The organism is Mesorhizobium sp. B2-4-14, assembly GCF_006442155.1.
Lineage (GTDB): Bacteria > Pseudomonadota > Alphaproteobacteria > Rhizobiales > Rhizobiaceae > Mesorhizobium.
Map to the genome: position 1 here is coordinate 51,944 of NZ_VFVA01000010.1, position 26,280 is coordinate 78,223.

Genomic DNA, 26,280 nt, shown 5'->3' on the forward strand with positions numbered 1-26,280 from the left:
CGCAATGCGGAAACAGAATTGATTCCATCTGGGTGCCGGTTGATCTAGTCTCGCAGACGTGAATTTGGGAAGGTTGCGACGATGCTGCTCAAGGATGAGGTTGGGATGCTGCAACGCGTCCCCTTGTTCTCCGGCATAGAGCCGACAAAGCTCAAGCTGCTTGCGTTCACATCCGACCGCGTCAGCTACGGCGCCGGCCAGATCCTTTTCCGGCAGGGCGATGAAGGGGACGCCGCCTATGTCATCCTTTCAGGCCGGGCGGATATTCTGGTCGATTCCGACAGCGGGCCGATAAAGGTTGCCGAAATGGTGCCAAATTCGATTGTTGGCGAGATCGCCATATTGTGCAACAGTTCTCGCACTGCCACCGTCAGAGCCGCGAGTCCGCTGGAGGTCCTAAGAATCCGCAAGGATCATTTCCTGAGGCTTATGAAGGAGTACCCGGAAATGACCATCGAGATATTGCGGGTTCTTGCCGATCGCCTAAGCCATACGACCGCGGATCTGATCGACGCACGAAGCGCCAAGTAACGAGTGACGTGCGCTTAATCCTCGCAATCGAGACGGTACTGGCTGCCATCTGCGACTGGACTGCGAAGGGCTAGCATGGACGACGACGTTTTCCTGGTCAGGTTTTGGGGTGTGCGCGGCAGCATTGCGGTATCGGGGCCAGAATTCTCTCGCTATGGCGGCAATACGATCTGCGTTGAGATGCGATGCGGCAAGCATACGCTTCTGTTCGACGCGGGCTCCGGCCTGCGGCCTGCCGGCGGGGTACTTCGGGCGTCGGGCGTGACCGATTTCGACCTGTTCTTCACCCATTGCCACTACGATCACATCATCGGGCTGCCGGCTTTCAAGCCGATATACGACCCGAGCGTCAAGATTACGCTTTGGTCCGGACATCTCGCAGGACGCATGACGACCCGGCAGATGGTCGATGCGTTCATACGGCCGCCGTGGTTTCCGGTGAAGCTCGATATCTGCAAGGCAAGCCTCGACTGCCGCGATTTCGTATCCGGAGACGTGCTTAGGCCGCGCGAAGGGGTGGTGGTGCGGACCGGCAGTCTCACCCACCCGGGCGGCTGCATAGGCTACCGGGTCGAATGGGGCGGCCGCGTCGTGGCGATGATCACGGACACCGAGCATCAGCCGGACAAACTCGACCAGGCGGTGCTCGACCTGATCGAAAATGCCGACCTCGTCATTTACGATTGCACTTACACCGAGGAGGAAATGGAACGCCGCCGCGGCAACGGGCACTCGACATGGCAACAGGGCGTCAAGCTCTGCGAGGCGGCCGGTGCGCGGGGGCTTGCGTTGTTTCATCACGATCCGTCACGCACCGACGAGGAACTGGACGAGATGGAGAAACTGGCCAAGGACAGGTTTGCCGGCGCCTTTGCTGCGCGGGATGGCCAGACGCTTGAATTTCCAGTCTTATCGCACAACGGAAGCTGAGCTATTTTCCTTTGCCGGGGCCGCGCCCGATCAATGTGCTGATCGGAAGCCATGCACAGGCCTCGGCCTGTGCGGTGACTGCGAACAGCCGTTCGAGGAAAAGCCAGGCCGATTCATCATGGGCGAGATGGTGGGTAAGCAGGCCGACCGGTTCGCCGCCGTCGAATGCATGCTGCAATTGCGCGATGATAGCCTGAACCAATAGGCTATGATGGCGGCAACCGCGCGTGCCATGCCAGTCCATGATGTCGACATTGCTGTTGACGACCGCCAGCGAAGCCGGCTTCGGCGGCCCATAGACCGACAGTGCCGCAAATCCTATCGATCCAAGGTCGGATATCAAGCCGGCGTCGATCCTGTTCCAGGGTGGCACCAGCATCGGAACGGCACGCGCGCCATGCAGGCCGGTTAGGCGCGACAGCCCGCGAGCCAGATCATCGAGCACCACCCCGCGTGGCCGATGTGGGCCGAGCTCCTGCTTTTTCTGATTCTCGGGCGCATGGTTTCGGTGCGCCCAGCCGTGGATGGCGACCGTGGCATGCGGCGCCTTGTCAAGCCGGCCGACAAGCTTCCCGTCGGTCAGGGCCGGAATGACGGCCAGGGTGACCGGAACCGCGAATTCACCGGTGAGGTCGAGCAGCCGATCAAGCGCAGGCGTCGGATCCACGGCGTCATCGTCGCGCAGCCAGAACTCTACCTTACGGTTCGCCCGTCGCCGGCACGCCAGTTCTTCTACCAGGGATTGCCAGATATGATCGGATGTCATGAAACCGGGATCGTCGCAAGAAGTTCGGCCAGACGCGCCGCCGCGGCACCGACGGAGCGTTCTTCGAGAATGAAACGTCTGGCTTCAGCGGCCATGATGGTTCTTTCGTCGTTGCGGGTCAGGAGCCTTTCGATGGCGGAAGCGAACGCCTTCACATTGCCTGGCGGGGTGAGAAATCCGGCCTGGCCATCCCGTACGACCTCCGGCACGCCGGCGATGTCCTGAGCCACCACCGGAAGGCCGGCGGCCTGTGCTTCAAGATAGGCAACGCCATAGGCCTCGCCGAAACCCGGCCAGACGTAAATTCCGCCACTGTAGAGGACATCCGGCACGGCGGCGGGCTCAATCGCGCCAAGCCATTCGATACGGTCGACGGGCAAGCCGGCGAATTGCGCTTTGACCTCTTCACGGGCAGGCCCGTCCCCGACGACCGATAGCGTCCAGGGCAGGTGGCCGATCGAACCGAGCGCTTGCGCCAGCATGCGATAGCTTTCGACTTTGTCGCCCGGGCGCATCATGGCGACGGTGACGAGGCGCGTCGGACAACCCCGTGCCGGCGCTTCCCGGAATACCGATGTGTCGATGAAGGGCGAAAGCATGCCGAGCGCGGCGCCGGGTATCGCATCTGCCAGTCCCTGACGGTCCCTTTGCGTGAAGCAGATGTTCAGCGCCGCCTGTTCGACGGCTCGCGCCACCAACGCTTGCGTGTCGGCCCACAAACCGGCGTTGCGCCGCCTCGAATAGGAAGCTTCCGCTGTCACATAAGGGACAGCAAGGGTCGACGCCAGCTCGGGCCCGATCAGGTCGGGCGCCTTGTAATAGGGATGATAGGAGAACCAGAGATCGGGCCTGCCGTCACGATCCCAAAGCTTTGTCAGCCGCACGGCTTCCTCTCGGGCCTCGATCTTGAACGCATCGAAACTTTTCGGCTCCGGTTCGCGTAGATAGAAGCGTAATTCGGATGCCAGTTCGACGGTATGCCCTCCATGCTCCAGCGCCTTGACCAGCGCCCGTGCCATCTGGCGGTCGCCGGATGCAACGGGATGATTGGGTGACTTCAGCGGCGCGTGGAAGGCAATTCGCATCGCCGGACCCTATCATCAGAAAGCCGGCGCAAGTCAATTTCGAAGCACGATCGACTTCACCTTCAAGCAGTGGAATGTGCTATCTGATGCTCATGGAAACAGCTGCCGCGTCCGACCCGTTTGTCGCTTCTCTGCCGGTCTTCGCGAAGTTCGAAAGCGCTGCCTATACCGACAATTATCGGCCTCTCCCCGATGGCTGGGCTCTGGCCACCGCCGACATCGTCGGCTCGACCAAGGCGATCGAGGCTGGGCGCTATAAAACCGTCAATATGGCCGGCGCCAGCGTCATTTCGGCGCTGCTCAATGCGCTGGGTCGGCAAGACCTTCCCTTTGTCTTCGGCGGCGACGGCGCGCTCGTGGCGTTTCCCGGCTCGGCGCTGGAGATCACCCGCAACGCGCTGGCGGCTGTTCAGAGATGGGTGGCGGACGAACTGGACCTCACCTTGCGTGCCGCAATCGTGCCGATAAAGGATATAAGAGCGCAAGGCCTTGACGTTCGCGTGGCGAGGTTCCAGGCCTCCGAAGCGGTCTTCTATGCCATGTTCGCCGGCGGTGGCGGCAGTTGGGCGGAAACCGAGATGAAAGCAGGGCGCTACCGCATCGATCCCGCGCCGGCCGGCGCTCGGCCCGATCTGACCGGCCTCTCCTGCCGCTGGAACCCGATCGAAGCCCGGCATGGCGAAATCGTCTCGATCATAGCTGTACCGGGGCCGTCGCGCGACTTGCGCGGTTTTCAGCTTCTGGCCTCCGATATCATCGCCCTTACCGGCAGGCAGGAACGCGATGGCCACCCGGTGCCGCCGAACGGGCCGAGCTACAGTTTTCCGCCCGCCGGTCTCGATATCGAGGCGCGGGCGATGGCGCCGGCAGGATGGCGGTGGCTACCGAAGCTGTGGATATTGTTCTTGATGACGCTCACGGCGGTCAGCGATCGATATGGCTGGACGATCGGCAGTTTCGATCCGAAGATCTATAAACGCGACGTGGCCAGCAATTCGGATTTCCGGAAGTTCGACGACGGCTTGAAGATGACGGTCGACGTTGACGCGGATGTGTCGCAACGGATCGAGAACCGGCTGAAACAGGCGGAAGAGGCGGGCATCTGCAACTATGGCCTGCACCGCCAGAAATCGGCCTTGATGACATGCCTCGTCGCCTCGCCGCTGCAGCGCGATCACCTTCATTTCATCGATGGCGCGGCCGGCGGCTATGCGATGGCTGCCGCAAGCCTGAAGGCGAAGGTGCTGGTTTGATGACGGCTTGCGGAAATCGATCTTCCGCAATATGCCTCGGCCATTGTTCTTAGGACGAAGTGAGGTTCTCGGGACCAAGTGAGCCTCTCCATAGGAACGGACAGCCTGTCCGAATTGACGGGAAAGCAGATTTTTGGACGCCTCACAATCGATATATGACCGACTTCTGAACCGGATTTCGACGCGCGCCGCGCAAGTCGGCGTAATCGGACTGGGCTATGTCGGCTTGCCGCTGGCGGTTGCGGTCGCACGCGCCGGCTTCCCGGTTTCCGGTTTCGACATCGAAGCCCGGAAGGTCGAGAGCCTGAACAACGGCCGATCCTACATCGAGGCGGTAACGTCGACAGCCCTTGCCAGCCAGGTGGCGAGCGGACGGTTCCGCGCCACTGCGGATTTTGCCGAGCTGGCCGTCTGCGATGTCATCATCATCTGCGTTCCGACACCGCTGACGAAACACCGTGAGCCGGATCTCTCTTTTGTCAGGAACACGGCAGGCACGATCGCGAAACATCTGCGTCTCGGCCAGATGATCGTGCTGGAATCGACCACCTATCCCGGCACCACCGACGATGTGATCAAGCCGATACTGGAAGAAACCGGCTTGCAGTCGAAGACAGACTTCTTCCTCGGCTTCTCGCCCGAACGCGAGGATCCCGGCAATCGCAGCTTTGAAGTCGCGACGATCCCCAAGGTCGTGGCGGGCGACGGCATGGAAGCGGCGACGCTCGTGCAGGCTTTCTACCAAAGCGTGGTCAAGACCGTCGTTCCGGTTTCCACCACGGCGACCGCCGAGGCGGTCAAGCTGACGGAAAACATCTTCCGCTCGGTCAACATAGCTCTCGTCAACGAGCTGAAAGTCGTGCTCGGCGCGATGGGCATCGACATTTGGGAGGTGATCGAGGCGGCAAAGAGCAAGCCCTTCGGCTACATGCCTTTCTATCCTGGCCCCGGACTTGGCGGGCACTGCGTTCCGATCGATCCGTTCTACCTGACGTGGAAGGCGCGCGAGTACGAACTGCCGACCCGCTTCATCGAACTGGCGGCAGAGATCAACACGGCCATGCCGCGTCATGTGGTCGATGAACTGGCGAAGGCGCTGGACCGGCGCTGCGGCAAGGCGCTCAGCCGCTCCCGCATTCTCATCATCGGGCTCGCCTATAAGAAGAATGTGCCTGACATCCGTGAAAGTCCCTCATTGCGGCTCATTGAACTCATCGAGGAGTGGGGCGGCAAGGCGGAATTCCACGACCCGCATGTTACCGAGATCCCGACCACACGGGAGCATATGGCGATCAAGGGGCGCCGCTCGGTCGAATTGACAGAGACGGCCTTGAAGGATTTCGATGCTGTCGTCATCGCAACCGACCACGACGCGATCGACTATCAGACGATCGCTGATCATGCCCTTCTGATCGTCGACACACGCAATGTTTTTGGCCGCCTCGCGCTGGCCCGAGAGACGGTGGTGAAAGCCTGAGGGCGTCTTAGCCGGCGAATTTTTTGCCCGATGTCGGGATAGTGATTGCACTCCGCCGGCAGCTTCGCCACATATGCCACGGGATAGGTGCAGTACGCCTGCTCCTGGCCGCAAGGACAGTCATCCGGGAAATTCTTCGCCGCTTTTGCCGCCGTAGTCGGCCCTGTTGACTTCGAGGGTCTTATCTTTGGGTCGTTGGCGGACTGTGATATGGCGGATCAAAGCATAATGGGTTCGTTTTCGACAGGTTTCGAGATAGCATGAGCACAGCACAAGCAGAAATCTCCACTATTCTCATGGATAAGGTTGCCGATTGGCTGACCCAGTCGGCGCTGGCGGGCAACGACCTGGAAACGTTGATAAAAGGCTTTTGCGAACGGCTGGCTGCTGCCGGCCTGCCGTTGAAGCGGGTGCATTTGAGCTTTTCGATGCTTCATCCGCTTTATGACGCGCTTGGCTTCACCTGGCTTCGCGGCCAGGGCATGGAAGTGGAAGGCTTTCGCAACAAGGCCGGCGCGCCGTCCGACAGATTTCTGACCAGCCCATACTATTATCTGCTCAGCAATAAGCTCGAGCATCTGCGACGTCGGCTCGACCCTTCGGTGCCGTCGGAGTTTCCTGTTTTCGATGAACTCAGGCTTATGGGCATCACCGATTACATGGCTTTCGTCCATCCCTTCAGCGGCAACGCCAGTCAGGGCATGCTGGGGTCTTGGTCCACCGACAGTGCCGCGGGCTTCAGCGACAGCATGATTTCGGCGCTGCTGCGCATCCAGAGCCATCTCGCGATCGCAACCAAGATGGCGGTGCTCACCAAGCTCGCCGACAACATGATGACCACTTATCTCGGCGGCGACGCCGGCAGGCGCGTGCTTGACGGTCAGATCAGGCGAGGCGAGGGCGATACAATCCGGGCCGCACTTGTGATGGCCGATATGCGTGGGTCGTCTAGGCTTGCCGAAACCTCGGGCCGCGAAATCTATATTGATACGCTGAACCAATTTTTCGACGCCGTTGCTGCACCTTTCAATCGCAGAGGTGGGCAGATCATGAGTTTCATAGGTGACGGCTTCATTGCCGTCTACCCTTGCGAAAGACACCGCTCGCAGTCCGAGGTCGCCTGCCAAGCCGCTCTTGCGGCCGCGCACAAGGCCTCCGCGCGCATGATGGATCTCAATCTGCGCAGAAAGGAGCGAGGGTTGAGCGACATACAGTTTGGTATCGGCCTGCATATCGGTAATGTGATGTTCGGCAATGTCGGGCTTACCGACCGGCTCACATTCTCTGTCTTCGGCTCGGCTGTAAACGAGGTCCAGCGCCTCCAGACCCTGACCAAGAAATATCCGCACAGCGTTCTCGCCAGCGAAGACTTCGCCGGCTACTGCGGCGCCAACAGTTGGTTGACGCTCGGCAAGGAGCAGTTGCCGGGCATCAAGCATAAGCTGACGGTGCTTGCCCCCGATCTGTCGGGTGCTCTTGCGCTCGATGAGGACGGTGCGCTGGAGACGATTTACGACCGAATGTCGGACGCCGAGCAGGTCATGCTGCTTCATCGCGATGCCGCGCGGATGTCGACGGGTGACACCAGGAAGATCCAGTAGCCGCACTCTGATCCGAACGCCTTTGGCATGCAGTCCGGTCACGGTTCCGCCAGGGAACTGGCGATCGTTTCGAATCCAAGTTGCTCTAGGCTGGCAATGCGATAGTCTCGTTTACTGGCCCTGCCGCCCGGCAGGCCGCCAGAGTGGGCCTGGTGCGCATGAATTCGGGTGTTGATCTGCTGCGGATCGAAGATGTTGGCATCTCTTTTGCCATTATCGGTGGGCCGTTGCGTGCCGTCAGGCGCGCGAATCTTCGTGTCCTGCCCGGCAGGGTTACCGCGCTTGTGGGCGAGTCAGGTTCCGGAAAATCGGTTCTCAGCCAGGCAGTGATGGGCATTTTGCCGAACACTGCCCATGTTCGCGGCCGTATCCTGTTTTCCGATCCTGAAAAGCCGGGCACGACGCAGGATATCCTGCAGATGTCGCGTGATGGACCCGAAATCCGGGCGTTGAGAGGCAGCCGTATCGGCAAGATCTTTCAGGAGCCGATGACATCGCTGTCGCCGCTGCACACGATCGGCAACCAGGTCAGCGAATCCCTGCAAATTCATACGCCTCTAGCTCGGGCGGAGCGCAAGGCGCGGACCGAGGAAATGCTCAGCCTTGTCGGCTTTCCCAATCCCAAGCGCGCCTACGACATGTATCCCTTTGAACTTTCAGGAGGATTGCGTCAACGCGCCATGATCGCCATGGCTCTTATCTGCAGGCCCGCCCTGTTGATCGCCGATGAGCCGACGACCGCGCTGGACGTCACCATCCAGGCGCAAATCCTGCAATTGCTGCGCGGGCTTCAGACCAAGCTGAACATGGCGATGCTGCTGATCACGCACGACCTCGGCGTGGTCGCCAATGTCGCCGACGAGGTGGTGGTCATGTACCATGGCGAGATCATGGAAGCGGGACCTGTCGAGGCGATATTCCGCCGCCCGGGTCACCCTTACCTGAAGGGTCTGATGGCAGCCGTTCCGCATTTTGACCTGAAGCCCGGCGAAAGACTGAAGGCGCTTCGCGAGGTGCCGGTGAATGTCGGGAACCTGCTCGGCAAGCAGCCGGCGCCGGCATCGAAAGGGCCGGACGACATCCTATTGTCGGTGAGGGACCTGAAAAAGGTCTTCACCATCCGCAAGTCCGGATGGTTCGGCGGGGATCATCAAACCTCTGTTCGCGCCGTGGACGGTGTGAGCTTCGATATCAGGCGGGGAGAGTGCTTGGGTCTGGTCGGCGAAAGCGGCTCCGGCAAAACCACTGTCAGCAAGATTCTCATGCGGGCCGTCACCCCCAGCGGCGGCTCTGTGACCTTCAACGGCCGCGATGGGCCGATCGACGTCTTAAAGGCAGAGGAGGACGCGTTGCGCACACTGCGCGCGAAAATCCAGATGATCTTCCAGGACCCGGTTTCGTCGCTTTCACCCCGCATGACGGTGGAGAACATTTTGAGCGAGCCGCTGGAAATCCATCAACGTGGCAATGCCGCGTCCCGACTCGCCACGGTCAAGAGCCTGATGCAGGCAATCGGGCTCGATCCGCGCTTCATCAAGCGCTATCCGCACAGTTTCTCCGGCGGGCAGCGGCAGCGTATCGGCATCGCGCGCGCGTTGGCGCTGGGGCCTGAACTCCTGATCTGCGACGAGCCGGTTTCGGCGCTCGATGTCTCTGTCCAGGCGCAGATCCTGAACCTTCTGAAGGACCTGCAGAAGGAACTGGGCCTGACCTATCTGTTCATATCCCACAACCTGGCGGTGGTGGACTACATGGCGGACCGCATCGCGGTGATGTGCGGCGGGCGTATCGTCGAGCTTGCGCCGCGCGAAATCCTGCTCAGGAAACCGGTCCACCCCTACACGCGCTCACTGGTCGCCGCGGTGCCTTTCCCCGATCTCGACAGGCCGATGGATTTCAAGACGCTGAAGCTCGGCGGCGCGTCCGACACCAGCGCTTGGGGACCGCAATTCCGCGACGAGGGCGAGGAGAATACGCTGTCGCCGCTCGATCTTGGCGGCGGCCATCTCGTGCTGGCCCGTCGTTCGGCTGATGTCAGCGAGCTGCGCCATTGATCAGCCGGCGCACCGTCCTTGGACTCATGGCTTCGGCGTTTCTGCCGAGCACGTCGCGCGCCGGCGATCTGGAGCCGGAATTTCTTCAGCCCCAGCTGAAGGCCAAGGCGCTGCCGGCACTTGCCGAACGCTTGCCCAAGAGCCCGCGCGCGCTGAATCTCGCCGCGATGGGCCGGCAGCCCGGCCAGTATGGCGGCACACTGCGCACGATCATCGGTAGCCAGAAAGACATCCGGCTGATGACGATCTATGGATATGCTCGCTTGGTCGGCTATGACGAAAAGCTTGAACTGCAAGCCGACATTCTCGAAAGTTTCAACGTATCGAATGGTCGCGTCTTCACTTTCAAGATACGGGAAGGACATAAATGGTCTGACGGCAGCCTGCTGACGCCGGAGGATTTTCGCTATTGCTGGGAAGATGTCTGGCTGAACAAAGAGCTTTCGCAAGGCGGGCTCCCCCCGGCCCTGATGGCCGACGGCAAGCCGCCACGCTTCGAGATCGTCGATCCGTTAACGGTCCGCTATAGTTGGGACGCTCCCAATCCCGATTTCCTGCCCAAGCTCGCCGCTGCTTCGCCGCTATCGCTTGTCCTGCCGGCCGCCTATCTCAAGCAGTTCCACAGAAAATACCAGGATCCATTCCGGCTAGCCGGCCTGATGAAGGAGAACCGGGCCAAGAAATGGACGCTCCTGCATATCCGGATGTCGCGGCAATATCGCCCGGAGAACCCGGAACTGCCGACGCTCGATCCCTGGCAGAACCGGACGAAGCCGCCGGCTGAGCAGTTCGTCTTCGAGCGAAATCCGTTCTTCCATCGAATGGATGAGAATGGCCGACAACTGCCCTATGTTGACAGGATTGTCATGAATGTCAGTTCGTCGGAGATTATTTCAGCCAAGACTGGTGCGGGCGAGAGCGACCTGCAATGCATGGGAATTGACTTCACCGATTATGCCTTCCTGAGGGATGCGGAGAAGCGCTACCCGGTGAAGATGCATCTCTGGAAACGCACACAGGGCTCGCGGCTGGCGCTGCTGCCCAATCTGAATTGTTCCGACCAGGTGTGGCGCGGCCTTCTTCGTGACGTGCGCGTGCGCCGCGCACTTTCGCTCGCCGTGGACAGGCGCGAGATCAATATGGCCGTGTTCTACGGATTGGCGCAGGAGAGTGCCGATACGGTCTTGCCCGAAAGCCCGCTCTACCGGCCGGAATTCGCGAAGGCCTGGGTCGCCCATGATCCTGACCTGGCCAACGCCCTGCTCGACGAGGTCGGGCTTCAGACGCATGACGATGACGGCCTGCGGATACTTCCCGATGGACGCCCGGCGCAGATCATAGTGGAAACAGCCGGCGAAAGTACGCTGGAAACCGACGCGCTCGAGCTCATCACCGATCACTGGCGCAAGATCGGCATCGCCCTGTTCATCCGGACTTCGCAGCGCGACATATTCCGCAGCCGCGCGCTTGGCGGCCAGATCATGATGTCGATATGGTCGGGCATCGACAATGGCGTGCCGACCGCCGACATGAACCCTTACCAGTTGGCCCCCACCACCGACGACCAGTTGCAATGGCCGCTCTGGGGGGCCCACTACTTGTCTCACGGCACGCTCGGTGAAGCGCCCGATCTTCCAGCTGTGGTCGACTTGATGGCTCTGCTGAAGCGCTGGAACGCATCGACCGAAGCCACGGAACGCGCCGAAATCTGGAATTCGATGCTGTCGATCTACACTGACCAGGTGTTTTCGATCGGCACGGTGAACGGAACGTCTCAGCCGATTCTGGCGTCCTCGCGGCTGCGCAATCTGCCTGACAAGGCGCTCTACGGCTACGACCCGACAGCATATTTCGGTGTCTACATGCCGGATGCATTCTGGCTTGGAGAGTCCTGAGCGTGCTTCGATATATTGTCTGGCGCATCGCCGCAATGGTTCCAACGCTGCTTGTCATATCGGCGCTGGTGTTCACGATCATCGAACTCCCCCCGGGCGACTATTTCGACAGCTACGTTGCCGAGCTTAAGGCTCAAGGCGAAGCGGTGGATTCCGACCGCATCGATATGATGCGGAAGGAATATGGTTTCGACAAGCCGCCGATCGTTCGCTACTTCTACTGGGTAGGCGGGATGCTGCATGGCGATTTCGGTTATTCCTTCGAATATGAGCTGCCGGTTCGCGACGTCGTCGGGGACAGAATGTGGCTCACCGTGCTGGTCTCGTTCGTCACGATCATCTTCACCTGGCTCATCGCCTTTCCGATCGGCATGTACTCCGCCACCCATCAATACAGCTGGGGCGACTACGGCCTGACGTTCTTCGGCCTTCTCGGCCTTGCCATTCCGAACTTCATGTTGGCGCTGATCCTGATGTATTTCGCCAACATCTGGTTCGGCACGTCCATCGGCCATCTCATGGACCAGCAATATCTCGGCGAGCCCATGAGCTGGGCCAAGGCGAAGTCGATCCTCGCCCATCTCTGGATTCCGGTCTTTATCATCGGCACCGGGGGCACGGCCAGCATGATCCGGCGGCTACGCGCCAATCTGCTCGATGAACTACACAAGCAATATGTCGTGACCGCGCGCGCCAAAGGCCTTCATCCCTTCAAGGCGCTGGTCAAATATCCGCTGCGCATGGCGCTCAATTTCTTCATTTCAGACATCGGCTCAATCCTGCCGGCCATCATCTCCGGTGCCGAAATCACGGCGATCGTGCTGTCTTTGGAAACGACCGGGCCGATGCTGATCAAGGCGCTGCAAAGCCAGGACATGTATCTGGCAGGATCGTTCCTGATGTTCCTCGCCTTCCTGACGGTCATCGGCGTTTTGATTTCCGACCTGGCGCTGGCGCTGCTCGATCCACGAATTCGTTTGCAGGGCGGCAGCACCAAATGAACACGCAATCCCCGCTGCCTGCTCCGGGTGCCCCTCTGCAACACTACGTTTCCATAGAGCCCTTTGACCTGCAGTCGGTCGAGGCGATGACTCCGGAGCAGTCGAAGGTCTTTCAGGCGTCGCAGTTGCGGCTGATGTGGTGGAAATTCCGACGGCACCGGCTTGCCCTTATGTCAGGCATATTCCTGGCGGCGCTTTATCTCAGCATACTGATCTGCGAGTTCCTGGCGCCCTACAATCTGCACACTCGCAACATGGACTATATCTATTCGCCGCCCCAGCGGGTGCACCTGTTCCACAACGGCCAGTTCATCGGGCCGTTCGTCTACGGCCGCCAGATGATGCTGGACATGGACACGCTCAAGCGGAACTACGTCGACAAACAGGATGATGTTCAGCGGATCCGTTTCTTCTGCAAGGGCGACAGTTACCGGTTCTGGGGCATGATCGAAGGTGACAGGCATTTTGTTTGCCCTGCCGAAAACGGCCAACTCTTTCTGGCCGGCACTGACAGGCTGGGCCGCGATGTGTTCTCGCGCATCATCTATGGCGCGCGCATTTCACTGACAATTGGCCTCGTCGGCATCAGTTTCAGCTTCCTGCTCGGCATAGTCATCGGAGGACTGGCCGGCTATCACGGCGGCATCTTCGACCTGATCGTGCAACGGATAATCGAAGTTCTGCAATCGATCCCCAGCATTCCGCTATGGCTGGCTCTGGCGGCGATCATGCCGATAACCTGGAGTCCGATCCTGATCTATTTCGGCATCACCGTCATCCTCGGGCTGCTCCACTGGACCGGACTGGCGCGGGCCGTGCGTTCAAAGCTTCTAGCCTTGCGTGAGGAGGATTACGTCCTGGCCGCGCAGTTGATGGGAGCCAGCAGCAGCCGCATTATCCGGCGGCACCTCATTCCCGGCTTCATGTCGCATCTGATCGCGACGGCGACGATCTCCATACCCGGAATGATCCTGGGCGAGACGGCGCTGAGCTTCCTCGGGCTCGGCCTGAGGGCGCCGACAACCAGCTGGGGCATCCTGTTAACCGAGGCGCGCAGCGTCAATGTGATCGCGTTCTATCCATGGCTGCTTTTGCCAATGCTCCCCGTCATTCTCGTCATCCTGGCGTTCAACTTCCTCGGCGACGGCTTGCGGGACGCCGCGGACCCCTACAAGTGACATCGCTATTCCGCCGCGCGCCGCGCCGCCACCCACCGGTATGATCCTTGTAGGTAGCCTGTTCGGTTCATTGCAGTGTTCATCGTTCGGCTCTATATGCGGCGAGGCTCGATCCGGGTTTATTACGTCGCGCCCGGGTTTTACCCGCGAACCGTTCCGGTCGCGGGCATTGCCGATTTTTTGAGCTGGTTCAGGACACACGAACGCATATGAGTCGCCTCGAGAGTTTCATCCGCAGGATGACCGCACAGCGCGACATTCTCGATCAAGTCTGCGCGGAGGTGGCGAAGATCGAGGGTCCCGTGCTCGAACTCGGCTTGGGCAATGGCCGGACGTACCACCACCTGCGCGAGCGCCTGCCCAGACGCCGGATCGTGGCGTTCGACCGCGCGCTAGCCGCGCACTCCAGTTCAATTCCCGAAGCTGAAAACCTCGTGCTCGGCGAAATACGTGAGACGGCGGGCAGGTTCATTGGCATCGACGCCGCTCTTGTCCATGCCGACATCGGCACCGGCTATCAAGATCGCGATGCGGTGACCGCTACCTGGCTTCCCGAGCTGGCCGCGCGCCTGCTTCGCGTCGGCGGCATCGCGGTCAGCGGCACGCCGCTCGATCACCCGCTGTTGCAACGCCTCGTGCCGCCGCCTTCGGTGCCGGCCGATCGGTATTTTATCTGCAGGCGCGTGTAAGGACCGAGGCGACCCAAGCCCTCAGGGGATCGTGTATATCGCTATTTCTCGCTCAATACCGCGCAGCGAGACCTCGTGGGGCACGGGCGTCAGCGCGTTTCTGTGCAACAGATCGGCGGTGAGAGTGTCGTCGACCACCGCACGAGTGGCGAAGATCGCCTGTGCATTGGCAAGGTTCTGCACCCGCGAGGCTATGTTGACCGTCTGGCCGAAATAGTCCTGTCGCTCGTTCATGGACACGGCGATGCAGGGACCGGCATGGACTCCGATCTTGAGCAGCAGGTCCTCGCGCCCGCTCTTTTCGTTGAGCCCACGCATGGCTTCGCGAATCCTGAGGGCCGCGGCAATCGCACGATCAGGCGTCGCGAAGGTCGCCATCACCGCATCACCGATCGTCTTCACCACCGCGCCTGCCTCGGCCGCGACGATCTCGTGCAGAACCTGGAAATGCTCGCGCACGAGATCGAAGGCCGAAAGATCGCCCACCCGCTCGTAAAGCGCGGTCGATCCGCGCAGGTCGGTGAACAGGAAGGTCAGGCTGGTGATCTTCAGGCGCTGGTCGATGTCGAGCGTGTCCGCGCGGTAGAGATCGCGGAACGTCTGGTTGGTGAGCAGGCGCTTGGCGGTGAGGAAGGGCCGGCGTTTGCCGAGCAAATCATGCAACGCCTTGCCGGCGATGAAGACCGTCGGCAGCACGCGGGTGTCGGTCCTGTTTTCCAGCGAAATGCGCAACGGGCCGGGTTGCATCTCCAGCGTCTGGCTCTGGACATGATCGCGGTCGAAGACCAAAGAAAGGCTGCGGCGTTCCTTTGTTGGTTCCCCCTTCCCGTCGATGAACTGCACTGAATGGGTGACCGGCTCGAAGACGATGACGAATTCGGGCGGCAGCTGTACCGGCAAAACCGCCTTTTCACCGGGCGCAAGCTCGATATCCTCCAGTGAGATCTCTTCCATCTTTTTCGCGAAATCCTCATCCGGCAGATCGACGCCGGACGCCCAGTAGATCTGGCGGAAATATTCCATCAACGGCAGCTCGTGTGGATTGTGGGCGGCAATCCTGCGTATGCGGGGACTGACGGTGAATGTCACCTCGACCATCTCGTCGAGCGTCGGCGAATATCCCTCGGAGCACAGCGTGCAGGTGTATTCGTCCTTCTGCAGGGTCTTCAGCGTGGCGTTAGTGTCGAGCACGCCGCCGCAGCCGGGGCACAGGACGTTCCAGGAAATGTCGAAGATGCCCACCCGCGCCGCATGCAGGAAGGCGCTTATGGCGCGCTCCTCGTCGAGGCCATGCTTGCTGGCGAAGGCTGGCGCATTGATGCGGCAAAGTTCGCGGTCTCCTGCCTCGGCGATGGTTCGCTCAATCGCGTCGATTGCCCTCGGATCGACATCGGTCGATTGCCGCAGAAGCGAAAACAGATCCTGAGCTTCGTTCATGGTGCAGGCTCCGGAAAATGCGCCCCAAGGCGTGTTGACCAGACCGCCCTTTGGTCCGAGTGTTCCATTTTACTTCGAAATGGACTGTACCGCCATTCGAATAGATAAGCTTGGTGACAGTTCAATTCCGTGCGGCGGATTTCACTGGCCACAAGCGACACCACGCTGCATCAAACTCTACGCCATCTAACGGTATCTTGGCGCAATCGGCATCATGGATTGCAGAGACGGCTGGATTTTCAGGTGAAGTCCGGTACATCGTGGCGAGCCGATTGCCTTTGCCGGAACGCCATGACCAGCACGACCTCGCCATGCTCCGAGAAAATCCAGCCGCTGCTCCGATCCGTCCGGCCAAGCGATGCGGAGGCGCTTTGCGCCATCTTCAACATGCCGGGTTTCCGCTGGGGCACGTTCAGGATGCCCTTCGAGAGGGTGGAGCAGGTGGAGCGGCGCATCGCCAAGTCCGGCCAGGAAACCACCTGGATCGTTGCGGAGTTGGACGGCAAGGTCGTCGGCCATGGCAGCTTGGTCGTGCAGGGTTCGCCGCGCCGTCCGCATATCGGCGAGATCAATATCGGCCTCGACGATGCCTTTGTCGGCAAGGGCATCGGCTCTGCCATACTTGGCGCGCTGCTTGACGTGGCCGACAACTGGAGGGCCCTGAAGCGGATCGAATTGGCCGTCTATGCCGACAACGAACCGGCTATCCGTCTCTACACAAGCCACGGCTTCGAGGTCGAAGGTCGGCATGTGAAGGCCGGTTTTACCGACGGGCAGTACCACGACCTCCTGAGCATGGCCCGGCTGCGGTTCTAGGCCTCGCTGTTTCCCTTGGCGTTTGCACCACAAGCGGCTAGACGGGACCAATGACCGCCGCCTTTGACCGAACCCTTACGCCTCCGGCGGAAATTCTGGCTGTGCTGTCGCTGCTCTGCCCGGAAGTCGTGCGTGACATCGAGCTGAACTGGAATGCACCGGTTTCCGACTATGCCCGCCATCTGTGGCGGCCGGTGGCAAGGCCTGCATCCGGCCCGGCGATCGCTGCCCGCTCGATCCTGCGTGAAGTCCTGCATCAGCGCCTCGGTGCGGTCATGCAACCTGAGGAGGCCGGCAAGGTCCTCGAAGAGTTCGAGCACAGACCGGTGATTCAGTCCGGCCTGCATTGCCTGCTTCTGATGGACCGGATCACCTTCGATGCCCTGCTGCTTGCCTGGCTCGGCGCGGTCGAAAACGGACTGTCCGCGTTTGTCGGCTTCATGGGAACGACGATGACCATGGAGACGATTGGCCGGGAGGGGCCGGGATGGCTCGATGTCGGCGACGCCAAGGTCAACCTGTTTGGCATGGGGCGCCACAAACTGTGCCGCAAAAGCGCCTGCGTGGCCGGTCCCGTCTCCCTCAACAAGCGCGGGCTCGAAGCGGTGGGCGATGAAACGGATGCCAGCCGCTGGCTGGGCACACTGCTTGCCAGTCAGGACAAGGTGTTTGGAACCGCCGCCGATGCACTGACAGCCCTCAACGAGGATCTGTTCGCCAATTGGGACCGTTCTGGCATGGCCCTGCCGGTTTTCATCAACGATCGGCTCGCCGGCGCTGCCATGGCGCGGCATCTGGAATCCGACGGCAACCTTCTTTCCAGGCTGCTCATCGAGCCCGCAAGACGCCAGCGTCTCGACCATGCCTTGCAAGAGGCCGCATCGAGCCCGTTTGGCAGATTCCTGCCCAATGCGACGGACTATTTCTGGGGCATCCGCGAGGAGCGCGTGCGCAAGCTCGTCCTCGACAACGGGAGACTGGTCGAGCCTGACAGGCCGAATGGCCTTTGCATCCCGTTCGAGCGGCCGCATCTCAGGCAGGCGCTGCTGGACGGCGTGCTGCTGCCGAACTTGTTCCTGATGTTCCTCGTTCTTGCCATATTGCCGCGCGTGCGGGTTGTGGGCGGCCTGAGACAGATTGGTTATGTAGCGCTTTTCCACTCGATCCTGCTGGCCGTGCTGGATGAAAACGCGCCGGAAGAGCGCGATCTGGCTGCGGAACTGCAGGTTCGGGAAAATGCCTGGGGCATGGGGGTCATCGATGAAAAGATCTCGGTCCGCGAGCAGCTTGCCGGCCTGCCGGAAGGGGCGCTCTTCCCGGACCTGCTCCGGCAATACCGTTTGCGGACATTCGCCGAGACGACCGACGACCTCAAACTGGTTCGCGAAAACCCCCGATGGCGCAAGGTCGGCCGGGCAGTGATACCTGAGCCTCAAGGCCTCATCCGGACATGACCTCGCCGGTCACTGCACGATTCCGGCCTTGCGCAGCCCGTCCACCACGAGCTCGAAATCGGCAGGGTTCTTGTAGGGCAAGATCTTGCGGCGGTATTCCAGCGAATAGTCGGGATTGACGCGGAGTACCTCCTGCCATGCCGCACGGGCCTCGTCGAAACGGCCCAGATGGCCGTAGCTGGCGGCTAGAAGCGCGCGCGAGACGTCGCTGATGGGATTGCGGCTCAACCGCTGCTGCAACAAGTCGACGGCCGTTTCGTACTTTTCCAGCTGAAACCATGCCAACGCCTGGAAATGCAGGAGCACGTCCGGAAAATAGGGGTTCAAGGCCGCGCCGCGCTCGAACCACTGTAGCGCCTCCTCGGATCTACCCGAATAGTGGAGCGCCTCGCCCAGGCTTACGTGCGCTTCGGCGAAGTTCGGATTGAGGACTATCGCGCGCTCAGCCTCGCTGATGGCTCCGTCGTGCCGACGTGTGTAAAGGTAGACCAGACCGAGCGCCCAATGTGCCAAGGGGTCGCCATCATCCACTGCTACGGCCCGCGTCGCAATCTCGGCAGCTTGCTCCATCGATCTCGGCGGCGAGGCACTCCACCTGTTCAAATAGTCGAGCCCATGAGTGAGAGCCAGAAAGGCGTGCGCCGAAGCGAAATTCGGGTCCAGTTCCACGGCACGTTTCAGAACGTCACGGGCGGCAATATTCGTTTCCTTCGTCAGCCGGTGCCACAGCTCCCGGCCTCGCAGGAAACAATCATAAGCCTCCACATTGTGGGTGTGCTCGGGCGCCAGCCGCTGCCGGTCGCCATCCGCCAAATTGACCGCGAGCGCGCCGACGATGTGCTGCGTCACGTCATCCTGCACTGCGAAGATATCGGTCAGGTCGCGATCGAACCGCTCCGCCCAAAGATGGCCGCCCGAGGTTGCATCGATGAGCTGCGCGGTGATGCGCACCCTGTTGCCCGACTTGCGTACGCTGCCCTCCAGCACGTGCCGGACGCCGAGCTTCGTGCCCACCTCCTGCACATGGACGTTCTGGCCCTTGAAGATGAACGACGAATTGCGGGCTACGACGAACAGCTGCGACAGCTTCGACAGCGCCGTAATGATATCTTCCGAGATACCGTCGGCGAAGTAATCCTGCTCGGCGTCGCCGCTCATGTTGGCGAACGGCAGGACGGCGATCGACAGCTTCGGCGGCGCTGCCGCCGCAGGCCGGACCGCCGCGGTATCCGAAGTCGCGGGCACCTTGGCCCCGGCGGTGCCGACCTGCAGCGAATAGACCCGGATGGGCTCGGCGATGTTCTTGAGCTTGGTGTCGCCGAGATCGTTGACGGAGAGATCGAGCCTCGCCTTGACCTGGCGATAGGCATCTTCTGACAGGCAAATGGCGCCCGGCGCCGCGACGCCCTCCAGGCGCGAGGCGATGTTGACGCCGTCGCCCATCAGATCGCCGTCGCTTTCCTCGACGACGTCACCCAGATGGATGCCGATCCGGAACTCGATACGGCGGTCCTGCGACACGCCGGCATTGCGCTCGACCATGCCGTTCTGCACCTCGACGGCACAGCGCACGGCGTCTACCACGCTGCGAAACTCGACCAGCGCCCCATCGCCTGTGCGCTTGATGACGCGCCCGTTGTGCACGGCGATAGTCGGATCGATCAGGTCGCTACGCAGTGTCCGCAGCCTCGCCAACGTACGATCTTCGTCCGCGCTTGCGAGTCTGCTGTATCCGACCACATCCGCAGCCAGGATTGCGACTAGCCTACGATTCTCGCTCATGGGTCCGTTTCCTCATCTCCACGATAGCAGGAACACGGAGGCAGGAGGGAACTTTCGCAAAAACGGCGGCCACGCAGCCGCCCGATGCGCAGCGCTCCGTTGCCGGATCCACACGGATCGTTCGATGCCCATTTGCGCTGCCGCTTGCCGGCCGACGGCGATCGGTTCATCCTTGTGAGACCGTGGCGGTGTGTACGCAGCGAGATCATGCCGTCACGGCCCCTAGCGAGGTCTGTTCCATGGACTGTTCGGGCTGCGGTTTCGAGATTGAGGGCGGTTACGCCTTCTGTCCGAGGTGTGGCAGGCGCCAGCCCGTGCCATGCGCCAGTTGCGGCTATCCCTGTGCGCCTGATTTCGAGTTCTGTCCGAAATGTGGGGCAAGCGTTGGTGCGCACGCAAAAGCCGTCGAACGGCCTGGCCCGACACCAAGCCGGACCATTGTGCCGCCTTCTCGAACCCCGTCGCTGCTTTCGAACATCGAAAGCGAAGAAGGGCTGCATCCTGTCTCCGACGCCGATCGCCGGACGGTGACGGTGCTGTTCGCCGACCTTTGCGGCTTCACGACACTCAGTGAGCAGCTCGACCCCGAGGTCATGCAAACGCTGCAGAACGAATTGTTCAAGGAATTGACGGCGGCCGTGCGAAACTTTGGTGGTTTCGTCGACAAATTCATCGGCGATGCACTGCTCGCTTTGTTCGGTGCACCGGTCGCGCATGAGGACGATCCCGAACGTGCGCTTCGCGCCGCTCTCGACATGATCGCCCGGACGGCGCGGCTCGGCGAAAGCGCCCCTCACTCCGGCTCGCCTCTGTTGCTCCACATCGGCATAAACACGGGTCCGGTCGTCACCGGCGGATTGGGCATCGGCACCGCCAAATCCTACTCGGTGACCGGCGACACCGTGAATACGGCGCAACGACTGCAATCGCTGGCCGCACCGGGTGAGGTGCTGGTAGGCGAGCTCACTCACAGGTTGACCCGGCATGCTTTCTCTTACGAGTCGCTGGGTGATGTCGTGTTTCGCGGCAAGGCTGGCAGCGTGCTCGTCCATCGACTGGATGCACCGCTTGCGGCGCCGCGTGCAGCACGTGGGCTCGAGGCGCTCGGCCTCAGTGCGCCGATGATAGGTCGTGGTGCGGAGCTCGATAGAATGCTGGCGAGCCTCGACCAGGCGTGTGGCGGCTCGGCCCAACTTGTCCGCCTCGTCGGAGAAGCCGGTATCGGGAAATCGCGGCTGGTGCAGGAGTTCGTGGCCCGCGTCGGCGACGAGGATCGTTTTCGCAGCGTCGCCGTACGGCGGGTCACATGCTCACCGCTGGGCGAACAATCATTTGGCGCTTTGGGCGCAGTGGTGCGCAGCGCTGCCGGGATGATGCAAAACGACAGTGGGGACGAAATGCGCGGCAAGCTCGCAGGCTTGCTTGGCGATCTCGGCCTGCAGGGCGAGGAGGCGAAGCGGCTGATGCCTTTGCTCTACCATGTGCTTGGCCTTGGCGACCCCGATGCCACCTTGCAGCATGTCGAGCCAGAGCAGTTGCGGCGGCAAATTCTCTACGCAGTCCGCACAATCATCGAACGGCGGCTTGCGTTGTCGCCGCTGTTGATTGTCGTCGAAGACCTGCACTGGGCCGACGCCGTGTCGCTCGAGGCGCTACGTTTCGTAATGGACAGGTTGGAACGTACGCGCTTGATGTTGCTGGTCACGCATCGTCCGGCATCGGACCACGGCCAGCTCGACTCAAGTCGGGTCAGTCACACAGCGCTCAGGCTTTCGCCGCTCAACAACAATGACGGACGCACCCTGCTGGCGGCGCTTTTCGGCGAGAGCTGGGTAAACTCCGCAGGCGGGCTTCTCGACCAGATCCTCGAGCGCGCGGGCGGCAACCCCCTTTTCGTAGAGGAGATCGTTCGCGGCCTTGTCGATCGCGGTGTACTGATGCGCGATGGTCAGCAATGGCGGACTGTGGCAGGCGAAGTCGCAACCGGCATTCCCGCCACTATCCAGGCAATGTTGCTTGCTCGCGTCGACCGGCTGCCTCAAGAGGTGCGCCGGTTGGCCCAGGAAGCCGCGGTAATCGGCCCGCGCTTCGATGCCACACTTCTGAGATCCGTGACCGCCGACCCCGGCAAGCTGGAAACCGGCTGCGAACTGCTTTGCGATGCGGAAATCATTGAGGAAGTTGCCGGATCAGGCTCGGTCTCGTCGCAAAGCTACCGCTTTACGCAAACGTTGCTGCAGGACGTGATTTACCAGAATCTGCTCCTGCAACGCCGGACCGACATCCACGGGCGAGTCGGTGCTGCCTTGGAGCAACTTTGCGGCGACAAGCCGGAACGGCTCGAGGATTTGACCGTGCTCGGTCATCATTTCGCACAGAGCGCCGAGCGGGAGAAGGGCGCGCACTACCTGCAGGCAGCGGGCGATCGCGCCCGCATGATATATGCCAACGACGACGCCCTTCGTTTCTACGAGCGAGCGCTGACTGCGCTGGGCACGACCGGGCAGGCACCGCTCAAACTGGCTATTGCAGAGTGCATTGCCGATTTGAGCGGCCCGCTAGGCCGCCGCGAGATCGCGCACCACCACTACGAGACGGTGTTGCAGGCATATCGCGAGTCGGCCAACCATATCGCTTCGGCACGAGTTTTGCGTAAGATCGGTCGGCTGCTCTGGGACGTCGGCAAGCGGGACAACGCAGAATCCCGCTATGCTGAAGCGGCAGCGCTCCTCGATGGGGCGGATGCCCCGGTCGAGCAGGCCCATCTCTGGCAAGAACGTGGCCGACAGGCGTTCCGTGGCGGAGATAACGCTCTCGCGGCAAAATGGGCAGACGCGGCGCTGGATTGCGTACGCGATCTGACAACGGAGCATGTCTCCGAGGCAGGGCGCGATGCCACTCTTGTGACCGCCGAGGCACTCAATACCAAGGCTGTTGCGTTGGCTCGCCTTGGGCGAAACCATGAAGCCGTGCGTCAGGTTGAGCGTAGCATTGAATTGGCCGAAGCCGCCGGCCTGCCGGGCGCGGCCTGCCGCGGCTATACCAATCTCGGCGTGCTTTATACGACCATCGATCCGGCACAGGCGATGGAGGTCTGTCGGCGCGGTCTTGAAGTGGCGCGTCGTATTGGTGATTTGGGTTTCCAGGCGCGCCTCCTCGCCAATCTGGCGGTCGCTTGTTGTACTTTCACGGATCGCTGTCCGACGGAGGGCGTGCCCGCTGCCGAGAAGGCCATCGAGATCGACCGGGCGCTCGACCAGCGTGAGCACCTGCCGGTGCCGTTGATCGTGCTTGGGCAGATCCACCAGTGCAACAGCCGCCCGGAGCTGGCGGTTGGGTTGTTCCACGAAGCACTGGACGTAGCCCGCGAAACGGGCGACCCCCAACTGCTGTTTCCGTGCTATGATGGCCTCGCAACGCTTAATCTCGACCTCGACAATCTGATCGAGGCCGAACGCTACTTTTCCCTGGCGCAGGGTATATGCGCCCAGCACGGGCTCGACCCGGAAGCGCTTGTGGTGCTGCCTTTTCTCGACTAGCCGGGGTTGGAGGTTGCAAATGTCCGCGCAGAGTGACTTGGTGCCGCTTCAACCGGGCGACCGTGCGCCGAATGTTGTACTCGACGCCATTACCCAGGAAGGCAAGATCGCGCTGGACGACTTTCGCGGACAAAAACCCGTGCTGGTCGGCCTGTTTCGAGGTCTGCATTGTGCGTTTTGCCGGCGCCATATCGCCGCCCAGGCGCGGCTCGATCCGGAGCTGCGTGAAAAGGGCGTCGGGAGCCTGACGGTGGTCAACACGCCCATCGAGCGGGCACGTCTCTATTTCCGCTACCACCCGATGCCGAACCTGCTCGCGGCCTCCGACCCTGAGCGCGCTTCACATCGTGCCTTTGGACTGCCCAATCTCGAATTCACCCAAGACGAAACGAGCTGGCCCTACAAGGTTTCGATGGCAACGGCGATGGCTATGCGGGTCGATATGCCAGGCGAGATGCCCGGTCCAATGGATCCTTTTGCAGCCAGCTCATTCCTCGACAAGAAGGACCATTACGAAGTGACCGAAGCCGACGAGCAGATGATGGCAACGGGACACGGACAACTGATCGGTCAGTTCCTGCTGGACCGGCAGGGCATCGTTCGCTGGAGCTTCACGGAGGTTCCAGAGGGTGGGCGATACATGTTCGGGGCGCCAAGCCCGCGGGAGCTGATGTCAGCGGTGTCCCAAGTCGCCCAATAGACTTGTGAACGCGGTAAACGGCGGGACCTGAACAAAGCTGAAGCAATTCAGACGTTGGCCTCGACAAGCCGGACTGTACGGCTCATTCGAGTGCGGCCTCCAGAATGGCGACAAAGTCATCGAGCGAGCGGTCGCCGCGAATCTCGATGCGGGGAAGGTCGATTGGATCGCAATCGAGGTCCGCCGGCCCGTGCCTGCCGCCGAAGCCGGTTCGATAGCCGCACTCCCTGGCCAGCCGGCCAAGCCGCCGGTCGGTGACAGAGAAAGGCGCCGCGAACGTCGTCGTTGGCCGGCCGGTCCATCGCTCGACGAACATGCGTGAGCGCAAAAGTTCGGCGGCCAGGTCGGAGCTCGACAGACCGTCGATGGCGCGATGCGTCGCCATATGGCCTCCGAAGAACGCACCTTCGCCGGCGAGGCGCCGCACCGTCCCGGCGTCCATGAGCGGCGTCGGTGGACCGCAGTCGGCATCCCACTTGGCACTTCCCCCACCAAATCCGTCACCAGGAACACTTCCGCGGTCAGGTCGTTCCCGCGCAAGATCGGCCAGGCATGGTCGGCAAAGTTCTGGAAGCCGTCATCGAACGTGATCAGCACCGGACGGCCAACGAAAGGGTGACGGTTGGCGATGAACTATTCCAGTTGCTCGGACATGATCGCGTGAAAGCCATTGGCGCGCAGCCACCACGATCGAAACCAAGGGATGATGCGCCACGCCGTCTTACCCGCGCCTGGTTCGGAGGTAGAACAGGAGTCCCGACACATAGCCGGCGATTTCCTTCGTCGACCCATCGTCCGCCAGGAACATCGGTACCACACCGCCTACGGTAGCATTGCCCTGGATCATCGAGCTTTCGTTTTTTCGGCAAGAGTCGGCGAATGTTAAAAACGGATGACGGCATCGGACGGCAGCACAGCCCTGTCAAGATCGGGGCGAATTGGAGGCAGGCAAGAAAGACTTGAAGACAGGCTGGAATGGCAAGCACTCATGTCCGACGGCGTAGAGCTGAGATCGATGCGCCCGTGCATTTCCGCCCGCGCTTTCTTCACCGCTCGGGTGAGGATCATCTGGTCTTCGCCACACCAGCCGCTCTGTCAATATCCGCCGACGACCGGCAATATCTCGCCGGTGATGTAGCTCGAGCAGTGCGGCGAGGCGAGGAACACATAGGCGGGCGCGAGTTCTTCCGGTTGCGCCGGTCGTTTCATCGGCGTGTCGGCGCCAAACTTCGCCACATCATCTGCTTCCTTGTCCGCTGGATTGAGCGGCGTCCATACCGGACCCGGCGCCACGGCGTTCACTCGTATACCCTTGCCGATCAGGCTGCCGGAGAGCGCTCGCGTAAAGGCATGGATGCCGCCCTTGGTCATGGAATAGTCGACCAGCGCCTTCGAGCCCTCGATACCCGTGACCGAGCCGGTGTTGATGATGGCCGAGCCGGGTTTCATGTGCGGCACGGCCTCCTGAGCCATATGAAAATAGCCGTAGAGATTGGTCTTCAGCGTGGTGTCGAAATGCTCTTCGGTCAGTTCGCTGAAATCCTGGGAGTGAATCTGGAAAGCCGCATTATTGACCAACACGTCGATCCGCCCGAATTTTTCAACCGTCTCCGCCACCGCCCTCTGGCAATGTTCGCGCTTGCTGACATCGGCCTTCACCAGGATGCAGCTTGCGCCCTCCTTCTCGACAGCCTCCTTTGTCTCTTGGGCGTCCTTGTCCTCCGCCAGGTAGACGATCGCAATGTCGGCGCCTTCTCGGGCAAACAAAACCGCTACGGAACGGCCGATGCCGGAATCGCCACCTGTGATCAAGGCGACTTTGCCGTCGAGTTTTTTCGATCCGAGGTAGTAGGGCGCGTCGTAAAGCGGAGCGGGCTCGATCGCCCACTCATGCCCAGGCTTTGGCTGGTGCTGCTCGGGGAAGGGCGGTTCGGGGTAATTTCGCGCGCCTGCCTGCATGGCGCCTTGCTGTTTGGCTTTGGGTCTCGATTTGTCCTTTGCATCGATGCTGCGCTGGATGTGGCGCTGCTTGGCCGCCTCGCCGGCGATTTCCGATTTCATCCGCATGGCTGTCTCCTGATCTGGAGAACGA

At 61.3% G+C, this 26,280-nt stretch carries 20 protein-coding genes and 1 pseudogene; 14 read left to right on the top strand and 7 right to left on the bottom strand.

The annotated features are described in order from the left end of the window. Positions 1 to 81 precede the first annotated feature (81 nt). Positions 82 to 531 carry a cyclic nucleotide-binding domain-containing protein gene (locus tag FJ938_RS11455; protein ID WP_140610391.1) on the top strand — a complete coding sequence of 150 codons (450 nt, stop codon included), beginning with the start codon at positions 82 to 84 and terminating at the stop codon, positions 529 to 531. A gap of 75 nt (positions 532 to 606) precedes the next feature. Next, positions 607 to 1,461, top strand: coding sequence for an MBL fold metallo-hydrolase (locus FJ938_RS11460; protein WP_140610392.1), 855 nt, complete (start codon positions 607 to 609; stop codon positions 1,459 to 1,461). A 1-nt stretch (position 1,462) separates the two neighbouring features. On the opposite strand, the gene FJ938_RS11465 is transcribed toward FJ938_RS11460, so the two are convergent. Together FJ938_RS11465 and FJ938_RS11470 are read right to left on the bottom strand one after the other, a co-directional pair. Then, positions 1,463 to 2,227, bottom strand: a complete 765-nt coding sequence (locus tag FJ938_RS11465; RefSeq protein WP_140693730.1) for a polysaccharide deacetylase family protein — start codon at positions 2,225 to 2,227, stop codon at positions 1,463 to 1,465. Next, complete coding sequence (locus FJ938_RS11470; protein ID WP_140693732.1) at positions 2,224 to 3,312, bottom strand: glycosyltransferase family 4 protein; 1,089 nt, start codon at positions 3,310 to 3,312, stop codon at positions 2,224 to 2,226. Before FJ938_RS11470 ends, FJ938_RS11465 begins: the two co-directional genes overlap by 4 nt. Positions 3,313 to 3,404: 92 nt before the next feature. Between FJ938_RS11470 and FJ938_RS11475 the strand changes: the two genes are divergently transcribed. From FJ938_RS11475 to FJ938_RS11510, 8 genes are all read left to right on the top strand, one after another. After that, complete coding sequence (locus FJ938_RS11475) at positions 3,405 to 4,565, top strand: DUF3095 domain-containing protein (RefSeq protein WP_140610437.1); 1,161 nt, start codon at positions 3,405 to 3,407, stop codon at positions 4,563 to 4,565. Positions 4,566 to 4,698: 133 nt separating this feature from the next. Next, positions 4,699 to 6,042 carry a nucleotide sugar dehydrogenase gene (locus FJ938_RS11480; RefSeq protein ID WP_140610395.1) on the top strand — a complete coding sequence of 448 codons (1,344 nt, stop codon included), beginning with the start codon at positions 4,699 to 4,701 and terminating at the stop codon, positions 6,040 to 6,042. 260 nt (positions 6,043 to 6,302) lie between these two features. Beyond that, positions 6,303 to 7,643, top strand: a complete 1,341-nt coding sequence (locus tag FJ938_RS11485; protein ID WP_140693735.1) for an adenylate/guanylate cyclase domain-containing protein — start codon at positions 6,303 to 6,305, stop codon at positions 7,641 to 7,643. A gap of 158 nt (positions 7,644 to 7,801) precedes the next feature. After that, positions 7,802 to 9,697, top strand: coding sequence for an ABC transporter ATP-binding protein (locus tag FJ938_RS11490; protein ID WP_140693738.1), 1,896 nt, complete (start codon positions 7,802 to 7,804; stop codon positions 9,695 to 9,697). Next, a complete protein-coding gene (locus FJ938_RS11495) occupies positions 9,694 to 11,592 on the top strand; it encodes an ABC transporter substrate-binding protein (protein WP_140693740.1) in 1,899 nt (632 codons plus the stop codon). Before FJ938_RS11490 ends, FJ938_RS11495 begins: the two co-directional genes overlap by 4 nt. A 2-nt stretch (positions 11,593 to 11,594) precedes the next feature. Next, positions 11,595 to 12,593, top strand: a complete 999-nt coding sequence (locus FJ938_RS11500) for an ABC transporter permease (RefSeq protein WP_140693743.1) — start codon at positions 11,595 to 11,597, stop codon at positions 12,591 to 12,593. After that, positions 12,590 to 13,771: an ABC transporter permease gene (locus tag FJ938_RS11505; RefSeq protein WP_140693745.1), complete on the top strand. Its 1,182-nt coding sequence runs from the start codon at positions 12,590 to 12,592 to the stop codon at positions 13,769 to 13,771. The genes FJ938_RS11500 and FJ938_RS11505 overlap by 4 nt, the downstream gene beginning before the upstream one ends. 209 nt (positions 13,772 to 13,980) lie before the next feature. Continuing rightward, entirely contained in the window at positions 13,981 to 14,460 is a 480-nt protein-coding gene (locus FJ938_RS11510) for a class I SAM-dependent methyltransferase (RefSeq protein ID WP_140693748.1), read from the top strand. Positions 14,461 to 14,481: 21 nt separating this feature from the next. Here the strand turns inward: FJ938_RS11510 and FJ938_RS11515 are convergent, their stop codons facing one another. Next, on the bottom strand, positions 14,482 to 15,897 hold the full coding sequence (locus FJ938_RS11515; RefSeq protein WP_140610402.1) for an adenylate/guanylate cyclase domain-containing protein: 1,416 nt from the start codon (positions 15,895 to 15,897) through the stop codon (positions 14,482 to 14,484). A gap of 291 nt (positions 15,898 to 16,188) precedes the next feature. Between FJ938_RS11515 and FJ938_RS11520 the strand changes: the two genes are divergently transcribed. Beyond that, positions 16,189 to 16,713: a GNAT family N-acetyltransferase gene (locus FJ938_RS11520; RefSeq protein ID WP_140693751.1), complete on the top strand. Its 525-nt coding sequence runs from the start codon at positions 16,189 to 16,191 to the stop codon at positions 16,711 to 16,713. A gap of 50 nt (positions 16,714 to 16,763) precedes the next feature. Beyond that, a complete protein-coding gene (locus tag FJ938_RS11525) occupies positions 16,764 to 18,167 on the top strand; it encodes a hypothetical protein (protein WP_140610404.1) in 1,404 nt (467 codons plus the stop codon). A gap of 9 nt (positions 18,168 to 18,176) precedes the next feature. Here the strand turns inward: FJ938_RS11525 and FJ938_RS11530 are convergent, their stop codons facing one another. Next, entirely contained in the window at positions 18,177 to 19,949 is a 1,773-nt protein-coding gene (locus FJ938_RS11530; RefSeq protein WP_140693753.1) for an adenylate/guanylate cyclase domain-containing protein, read from the bottom strand. A gap of 239 nt (positions 19,950 to 20,188) precedes the next feature. On the opposite strand from FJ938_RS11530, the gene FJ938_RS11535 reads away from it, so the two are divergent. Together FJ938_RS11535 and FJ938_RS11540 are read left to right on the top strand one after the other, a co-directional pair. After that, positions 20,189 to 23,488 carry an adenylate/guanylate cyclase domain-containing protein gene (locus FJ938_RS11535; RefSeq protein ID WP_140610406.1) on the top strand — a complete coding sequence of 1,100 codons (3,300 nt, stop codon included), beginning with the start codon at positions 20,189 to 20,191 and terminating at the stop codon, positions 23,486 to 23,488. Between the two features lie 19 nt (positions 23,489 to 23,507). Beyond that, positions 23,508 to 24,188: a redoxin domain-containing protein gene (locus FJ938_RS11540; RefSeq protein ID WP_140610407.1), complete on the top strand. Its 681-nt coding sequence runs from the start codon at positions 23,508 to 23,510 to the stop codon at positions 24,186 to 24,188. A gap of 82 nt (positions 24,189 to 24,270) precedes the next feature. Here FJ938_RS11540 and FJ938_RS29875 read toward each other — a convergent pair whose 3' ends face one another. The 3 genes and pseudogenes from FJ938_RS29875 to FJ938_RS11550 all read right to left on the bottom strand — a co-directional run bounded on the left by FJ938_RS29875 (position 24,271) and on the right by FJ938_RS11550 (position 26,255). After that, complete coding sequence (locus FJ938_RS29875) at positions 24,271 to 24,630, bottom strand: polysaccharide deacetylase family protein (RefSeq protein ID WP_246673275.1); 360 nt, start codon at positions 24,628 to 24,630, stop codon at positions 24,271 to 24,273. Between the two features lie 86 nt (positions 24,631 to 24,716). Next, positions 24,717 to 24,785 (bottom strand): annotated as a pseudogene (locus tag FJ938_RS29880) (hypothetical protein); the annotation flags it as partial. Positions 24,786 to 25,283: 498 nt separating this feature from the next. Then, a complete protein-coding gene (locus FJ938_RS11550) occupies positions 25,284 to 26,255 on the bottom strand; it encodes an SDR family oxidoreductase (RefSeq protein WP_140610408.1) in 972 nt (323 codons plus the stop codon). Positions 26,256 to 26,280 lie beyond the last annotated feature (25 nt).

Bases quoted from the DNA above. Each gene is read 5' to 3' on its own strand.
- FJ938_RS11505 (WP_140693745.1), top strand. From the start codon at position 12,590: ATGAACACGCAATCCCCGCTGCCTGCTCCGGGTGCCCCTCTGCAACAC.
- FJ938_RS11475 (WP_140610437.1), top strand. From the start codon at position 3,405: ATGGAAACAGCTGCCGCGTCCGACCCGTTTGTCGCTTCTCTGCCGGTC.
- FJ938_RS11490 (WP_140693738.1), top strand. From the start codon at position 7,802: ATGAATTCGGGTGTTGATCTGCTGCGGATCGAAGATGTTGGCATCTCT.
- FJ938_RS11515 (WP_140610402.1), bottom strand. From the start codon at position 15,897: ATGAACGAAGCTCAGGATCTGTTTTCGCTTCTGCGGCAATCGACCGAT.
- FJ938_RS11485 (WP_140693735.1), top strand. From the start codon at position 6,303: ATGAGCACAGCACAAGCAGAAATCTCCACTATTCTCATGGATAAGGTT.
- FJ938_RS11550 (WP_140610408.1), bottom strand. From the start codon at position 26,255: ATGCGGATGAAATCGGAAATCGCCGGCGAGGCGGCCAAGCAGCGCCAC.
- FJ938_RS11460 (WP_140610392.1), top strand. From the start codon at position 607: ATGGACGACGACGTTTTCCTGGTCAGGTTTTGGGGTGTGCGCGGCAGC.
- FJ938_RS11530 (WP_140693753.1), bottom strand. From the start codon at position 19,949: ATGAGCGAGAATCGTAGGCTAGTCGCAATCCTGGCTGCGGATGTGGTC.
- FJ938_RS11455 (WP_140610391.1), top strand. From the start codon at position 82: ATGCTGCTCAAGGATGAGGTTGGGATGCTGCAACGCGTCCCCTTGTTC.
- FJ938_RS11540 (WP_140610407.1), top strand. From the start codon at position 23,508: ATGTCCGCGCAGAGTGACTTGGTGCCGCTTCAACCGGGCGACCGTGCG.
- FJ938_RS11510 (WP_140693748.1), top strand. From the start codon at position 13,981: ATGAGTCGCCTCGAGAGTTTCATCCGCAGGATGACCGCACAGCGCGAC.
- FJ938_RS11470 (WP_140693732.1), bottom strand. From the start codon at position 3,312: ATGCGAATTGCCTTCCACGCGCCGCTGAAGTCACCCAATCATCCCGTT.
- FJ938_RS11535 (WP_140610406.1), top strand. From the start codon at position 20,189: ATGGACTGTTCGGGCTGCGGTTTCGAGATTGAGGGCGGTTACGCCTTC.
- FJ938_RS11465 (WP_140693730.1), bottom strand. From the start codon at position 2,227: ATGACATCCGATCATATCTGGCAATCCCTGGTAGAAGAACTGGCGTGC.
- FJ938_RS11525 (WP_140610404.1), top strand. From the start codon at position 16,764: ATGACCGCCGCCTTTGACCGAACCCTTACGCCTCCGGCGGAAATTCTG.
- FJ938_RS11520 (WP_140693751.1), top strand. From the start codon at position 16,189: ATGACCAGCACGACCTCGCCATGCTCCGAGAAAATCCAGCCGCTGCTC.
- FJ938_RS29875 (WP_246673275.1), bottom strand. From the start codon at position 24,630: ATGGACGCCGGGACGGTGCGGCGCCTCGCCGGCGAAGGTGCGTTCTTC.